This is a genomic window from Streptomyces sp. NPDC004561, assembly GCF_053602155.1.
In genome coordinates this window covers 1-5,532 of sequence record NZ_JBSGDB010000536.1, presented here as the reverse complement: position 1 = coordinate 5,532, position 5,532 = coordinate 1, and the positions used below count along the sequence as shown (strand labels likewise).

Annotated in this window: 5 protein-coding genes and 2 pseudogenes; 4 read left to right on the top strand and 3 right to left on the bottom strand. The window is 68.1% G+C overall.

Translation table 11 applies throughout. The features are described from left to right. Positions 1–135: 135 nt before the first annotated feature. A complete protein-coding gene (locus ACWEN3_RS40055) occupies positions 136–897 on the top strand; it encodes a class I SAM-dependent methyltransferase (RefSeq protein ID WP_452981730.1) in 762 nt (253 codons plus the stop codon). A gap of 14 nt (positions 898–911) precedes the next feature. On the opposite strand, the pseudogene ACWEN3_RS40050 reads toward ACWEN3_RS40055, so the two are convergent. Both ACWEN3_RS40050 and ACWEN3_RS40045 read right to left on the bottom strand, forming a co-directional pair. Further along, a pseudogene (locus ACWEN3_RS40050) lies at positions 912–1,982 on the bottom strand (IS630 family transposase). A gap of 88 nt (positions 1,983–2,070) precedes the next feature. Continuing rightward, positions 2,071–2,277, bottom strand: coding sequence for a hypothetical protein (locus ACWEN3_RS40045; protein ID WP_452981728.1), 207 nt, complete (start codon positions 2,275–2,277; stop codon positions 2,071–2,073). Between the two features lie 1,093 nt (positions 2,278–3,370). Here ACWEN3_RS40045 and ACWEN3_RS40040 point away from each other — a divergent pair. From ACWEN3_RS40040 to ACWEN3_RS40030, 3 genes and pseudogenes are all read left to right on the top strand, one after another. Continuing rightward, a pseudogene (locus tag ACWEN3_RS40040) lies at positions 3,371–3,601 on the top strand (transposase family protein); the annotation flags it as partial. Positions 3,602–3,678: 77 nt separating this feature from the next. Continuing rightward, positions 3,679–4,065 (top strand): hypothetical protein, encoded by a 387-nt coding sequence (locus tag ACWEN3_RS40035; RefSeq protein WP_452981733.1) that lies wholly within the window; start codon positions 3,679–3,681, stop codon positions 4,063–4,065. Then, complete coding sequence (locus tag ACWEN3_RS40030; protein WP_452981726.1) at positions 3,981–4,577, top strand: ISAs1 family transposase; 597 nt, start codon at positions 3,981–3,983, stop codon at positions 4,575–4,577. Before ACWEN3_RS40035 ends, ACWEN3_RS40030 begins: the two co-directional genes overlap by 85 nt. A gap of 98 nt (positions 4,578–4,675) precedes the next feature. Here ACWEN3_RS40030 and ACWEN3_RS40025 read toward each other — a convergent pair. After that, the coding region (locus ACWEN3_RS40025) for a DUF5926 family protein (RefSeq protein WP_452981723.1) at positions 4,676–5,532 on the bottom strand (857 nt) is incomplete at its 5' end.

Here is a 5,532-nt window from a genome sequence, read left to right as displayed (position 1 = left end):
GCCTGCCCCACCTGCCACTGCGACATACCCGCACCGATACGGACCTGACCAAGCACTACTAGTGCTGTGACCGGAAACGATCACCGGCATGAGTGCTCGGTGCCCAACGCCCGGTCTGTGAACCATGATGAGGAGATGACTGCCAGCTCACGTGCTCATTCGTTCAACTCAGTGGCCGTCCAGTACGAGGCGAGCCGCCCGTCGTATCCGCCCGCGCTTTTCGACGCCGTTGAGGAGTTCCTGGGCCGTTCGCTGGTGGGTGTCCGCGTTGCGGACGTCGGTGCGGGCACTGGAATTGCGACCAGACTCCTGCGTGAGCGGGGTGCTGACGTGATCGCCGTCGAACCCGGTGACGCGATGGCCGTCGAATTTCGTCGGGTGCTCCCGGATGTGCCCGTCGTCCGTGGTGACGGTAACGCCCTGCCGCTTGCCGGTTCCTCGCACGACCTCATCACGTACGCGCAGTCATGGCAGTGGACCGATACCAGCCGTTCCGTCCCGGAGGCACTGCGTGTTCTGTGCTCGGGTGGCGCGCTGGCAATCTGGTGGAACACCACCGCCTTCGACGTGCCGTGGATCCGTGCCCAGCACGAGCGCATCGCGCACCACTGTGGAGTTCCTGCGCGTTCCGCGGTGCGTCCCGACGATAATGAGGCCATCAGGCTTGCGGGCCTGAGCGGATTGCGGGTCGCGCGCCGGCAGATCCGCTGGCAGCGGAAAGTCTCTCTCGACACACACCTCGCCAACATCAGTAGTCGCTCGGCGTTCCTTGGGCTCGCCCAGGCCGCAAACTATGTCTTTCTTGCCGAGGAGCGCACGCGACTGCGGGAGGCTTTCCCTGCTGAGGCGGTGGAAGAGATCTACGTCGTTGATCTACTGGTAGCCGCTCGTCCGTGATGTCTACCTTGCCGTCAGGCTGCTGGGACAACGGCCCGCCCGCCCCAGCGGATGCCCTTCTCACTACGGATGCGGGCGCGCTCGCGCCGTTGGGCGGCCAGCACGTCGGGATGGCGGGCGTTCTTGTTCCGCCAGCGCAGGTAGCCGTGCAGGGCGCGCGTCTTGACGGTGTGGTTGCGGTGGTTGGAGTTGGCGACGGTGAATTGCCGCAGCGGTCCGAAGTGAGCCTCGATCGGATTGGCCCAGGACGCGTAGGTCGGGGTGAAGCACAGCTTGACCTTGTTCTTCTTCGCCCAGCGGCGGATGTCGGCGCCCTTGTGGGCGGACAGGTTGTCCAGGATCACGTAGACCGGGGCGCCGCCGGGGCGGGCGGCGCGGATCGACTTCAGCGCGGCCAGGGTGTTCGCGGCACCCTTCTTGTGGCGGTTGACGCCCCAGAGGGTGTCGTTGCCGATCGAGTAGCAGCCGTGGAAGTAGCGCACTCCGTGGGTGCGGTGGTAAGTCGCGGGGTGCCGCTCAGGCCTGCCTTGCTCGGCCCAGCACGACCCGGCGGTGGGCCGGATGCCGAGTGGCCCGAACTCGTCGAACGCGAATACACGGCCCGGGTAACGCTCCAGAACTTCCTCGATGCGGTCCAGTTTGGCGTCGCGCTCGGGGGCAGGCGACTCCTTCCACGTCTTGGTCCGCTGGAAGGTGAGGCCGCGGCGGGCGAGCAGGCACCGTAACGCCTCGCGGCTGATCCGGATGACGCGGTCGTGCACTTTCCGCAGGTAGGCGGCGAGTTTGCGAATGGATCAGCGGGTGAAGGGCTGGCCGAGCTTGGTCGGGCGAGCGGTGGCCGTCTGAACGACGAAGTCCTCGTCGTCAGGGCAGAGCAGGCGGGGTCGGCCTCCCGCCCACCGAGGGTCCAGGCAGGCCAGGCCGATCTCGTTGAACCGATGGATCACATCCCGGCAGGTGTCTTCGTCGGCCTGTACCGACTTCGCGATCACCGGCACCCGGTTCCCGCCGGCCGAGGCCAGCAGCATCATCGCCCGCCGGTAGCGCACCGAACTGGAGCTGCCCCGGCGCACGATCTGCTGCAGCTTCTACAGGCAAGCATGTCGCCGTGATCACCATCGACGCAGCAGGGCTGCTGAGCGTGGATGAGCTGCTCCTGGTGCGGTGCGCCACTCAAATGCAGGGGACGTTGGCGTAGCCCGGATAGAAGTAGCGCCCGGCCGGACCAGCGCTGTGGATGCAACGGTGGAAGTCGGGGCTCTGGGGCTTCGGGCTCTCGGTGGCGGCGGTCGCGGTCGGAGCGATGAAGACGATCACCCCAAGGATCATTGCCGCCACCGCCGATTTCTTGCCCGGGATGCGCCTCCGGAACGTCTTCATTGCCGCCCTCCTTCGGGCCGAGACGGGAGCGCCGTGCGGTTCACAGGGCGACAGGTCGGCGCTCACATTCCGCTTATCGTCATATGCCGCAGACGTGACGTCAACACCCCAAAGTCAGGCATTTACGACGAGGCATAATGGCCCGGCATGGTCACTCTAAGTAGCGAAAGATGTGAACTTTAGGCAAAGACAGATTGAAGCGCGTCAATCCTGTTCCTTGAGATGTGTCAGCAGCGTGGAGAGAAATGCTCGTGTCCGACAGCAAGATCGAGAGAAGGCCAAGAAGGCTGCCACGTCGATCGGGCTCGTGACCCCGCTGGGTGGGCCTGCGGCACCGCAGGCGCCTGCCGCCGACGAGAATTGGCCGCTGCCGGGAGGCAGTGCCCGCGTGCCTTGCCTCTTCCCTCGGCGCGCCAGGCTGACAAAACGGGTTCCAGCAGTTCGGCAGCGGGCATCGGACAGGTCGCTGGGATACGGGCGGTGCCGCGTCATGGTTCGGTAGTAGCGTCAGGAGCGGCCCTTCCGGATCAAACAGGGTCAAGCGGGGGCGTCTTGGGATCAGACAGGAGCGAATCGGCCGAAACGGGCCGACGCGCGATGGCGCCTGCGCACGCGGCGCAGCAAGCGCATCTGCCCCAGTGACCCCAGGCCGACTCGTCCCCCGAAACGCCACCAAACAACCTCGCCGGGACAGAACGCTCTCTTATTCGCTCTGTTTCCGCGCCTTGTTGAGGGCGGCTTGAAGTTGTAGCCAGGTTGGATCCGTTGCACTGGCCGTGCTCACTGTCGCCAGTTCATCTGCTTCCCACGTACGGGTTCCATCGGTCACGACCAGGTGTGTCTCCAGGTCGTTGTCCGGAACCTCGGAGGTGGCCTTCAAGAAGGCTGCGGCTGCATCCCTGGAGATGTCGCGGCTCATGGTGTGGGTCTGAGTGGGGCCCAGGGCGGCGTCGTTCAGGGGATCTGCCCGACTTGATGCCGGTTCAGGTGGCGGACGTGACTGTGGCGTTCGCGGACGAGGCGTGAGCGGAGGCAGGCATGGCCTCCGGGCGATCATGAGGTGTCGAAGCCCTGATCATCACGACGGAGGACCGTGCCTCCCCGCTCCTCATCGCCCATCCCCGCCGGCCTGGACCAGCTCGCCGCCACCCGGCCTGCCGAGCCCGGGGATCACCCGCAGCTGCTGGGCCGCCTCGCGGCGGTACCCGATCCGCGCCGGGCCAAGGGCCGCCGCCACCCCCTCGCCTTCGTCCTCGCGCTCGCCGCGTGCGCGGTGCTGGCCGGCGCGAAGTCCCTGGCCGCGATTGCGGAGTGGGCCGCCGACGCGCCGCCCGCCGTGCTGACCGTTCTCGGCGCCACCCGCCGGGAGCCATCCGGTCCCACCGCCCGGCCGCGGCCACCGTGCGCCGGGTCCTGCAGCGCGTCGACGGCGACGCCCTCGACGCGGCGATCGGCACTTGGCTCGCCGCCCGCGACCCTGGCCGCCCGCCACCGGGCCAGGACAGAGCCGCTCCGCGCCGCAGCTCACTGGCCGTGGACGGCAAGACCGTGCGCGGTGCCCGTCGCACCGACGGCACCCAGGTCCACCTGCTCGCCGCGATGACAGGAGCCGGCCTGGTCACCGCCCAGCGCGAGGTCGACTCCAAGACCAACGAGATCACCGTCTTCCGGCCGATGCTCGCCCACTCGACCTGGCAGACACCGTGGTCACCTTCGACGCCCTGCACTCGCAGACCGCCCACGCCCGCTTCCTGGTGGAGGACAAGAAGGCCCACTACATCGCGGTGATCAAGGGGAATCAGCCGCTGCTGCACCAGCACCTGAAGCAGCTGCCCTGGCGGGACATGCCGCTGCTGGACAAGACCCGCGCCACCGCACACGGCCGCGACGAGATCCGCCGCGTCAAGACCGCCACCGTCACCTGTGGCCTCGACTTCCCCCACGCCGCCCAGGCCGTGCAGATCGTGCGCCGCCGTCGGATCGTCACCACCGGCAAGGTCACCCTGGAACCTGTCTCCGCAGTCACCGACCTGACGGCGGAGCAGGCCGACGCCGCCGAGATCGCGCACCACGTCCGCGAACACTGGGGCATCGAGAACAAGATCCACCACGTCCGCGACACCACCTTCGCCGAGGTCGCCTCGCGCGTGCGAACCGGGACCGCCCCCCGGGCCATGGCCGCACTGCGCAATCTCGCCATCGGCGCCCTTCGCCTCACCGGCTGCGACAACATCGCCGCCGGCCTGCGCAAACACGGCCGAGACGCCGCCCGGCCACTGGCTACCCTCGGCATCACGTGATCAAATCGGACAGACCTCTGACGACGCCGCCCTGGGGTGGATGCGACCGTCGGGAGAGTGCACATGATCGGCGCGGGAACGGGGGCGGTGAAGTCGACTTAGGAAGTCGCTGCGGGAACGAGGTGGTCGAGTGCCTGCGCACTGCCCGTCGCGGCCTCGATCGAGCGCGGCAGCATGATGCTCTCGTAGGCGCGGACGGCGTCGTCGACGCTGGATTCCGTGACGAGGGCGTGGGCGAGGTCGGAGCCGTCGAGCATAGCGAGATTGGCGCCCAGCCCAACCGGGGGCATCAGGTGCGCGGCATCGCCGAGCAGCGTGACGCCGGGAACGTGCTCCCAGGTGTGCGGGGCGGGCAGGACGAACAGGGACCGGTTGATGAACCCGCTGTCGCTGTTGCGCAGGAGGTAGCGCAGGCTCTCGTCCCAGCCGTCGAACATCGTCAGCAGGTGCGTCCGTACGGCCCGGTGGTCGCCGAGGTCGATACCGGCAGCCACGTGCCAGTCCTCCGGCGCGCGGAGCGCGATGTAGGCGCGGATGTGGCCGTTGCTGTTGCGCTGGGCGACCAGGGACCTTTCGGCGCCCTTCGCCAGCATCGATCCGTTGCCGACCAGCCGCGCGAGGTCGGGATGGCGGGTGTCGCAGTGGTTGAATCCGGTCTCGACGAAGGTGACGCCGGTGTAGCGGGGTGCGGCGTGGGACAGGGCCGGGCGGACGCGCGACCAGGCGCCATCGGCGCCGACCACCAGGTCGAAGTCCTCGGCAGTGCCGTCACTGAAGAGCAGCCGGCAGGTGCCGTCTGGCAGCGGGGTGACCCTGCTGACGGCGCGGTCCCACCGCACCGTGCCCTCGGTGATCGAGTCCAGGTGGTTCTTCTCCGGGGTCTCGCACCAGTACGCGGCGTCCACGCCGGACAGCCGCACGGTCGGGATCGCGGCGGCGTTGGCCCGCTCCAGGG

What these genes read in the sequence shown, in the direction of transcription:
- ACWEN3_RS40045 (WP_452981728.1), bottom strand. Translation starts at nt 2,277, where the DNA reads ATGAAGACGTTCCGGAGGCGCATCCCGGGCAAGAAATCGGCGGTGGCG.
- ACWEN3_RS40055 (WP_452981730.1), top strand. Translation starts at nt 136, where the DNA reads ATGACTGCCAGCTCACGTGCTCATTCGTTCAACTCAGTGGCCGTCCAG.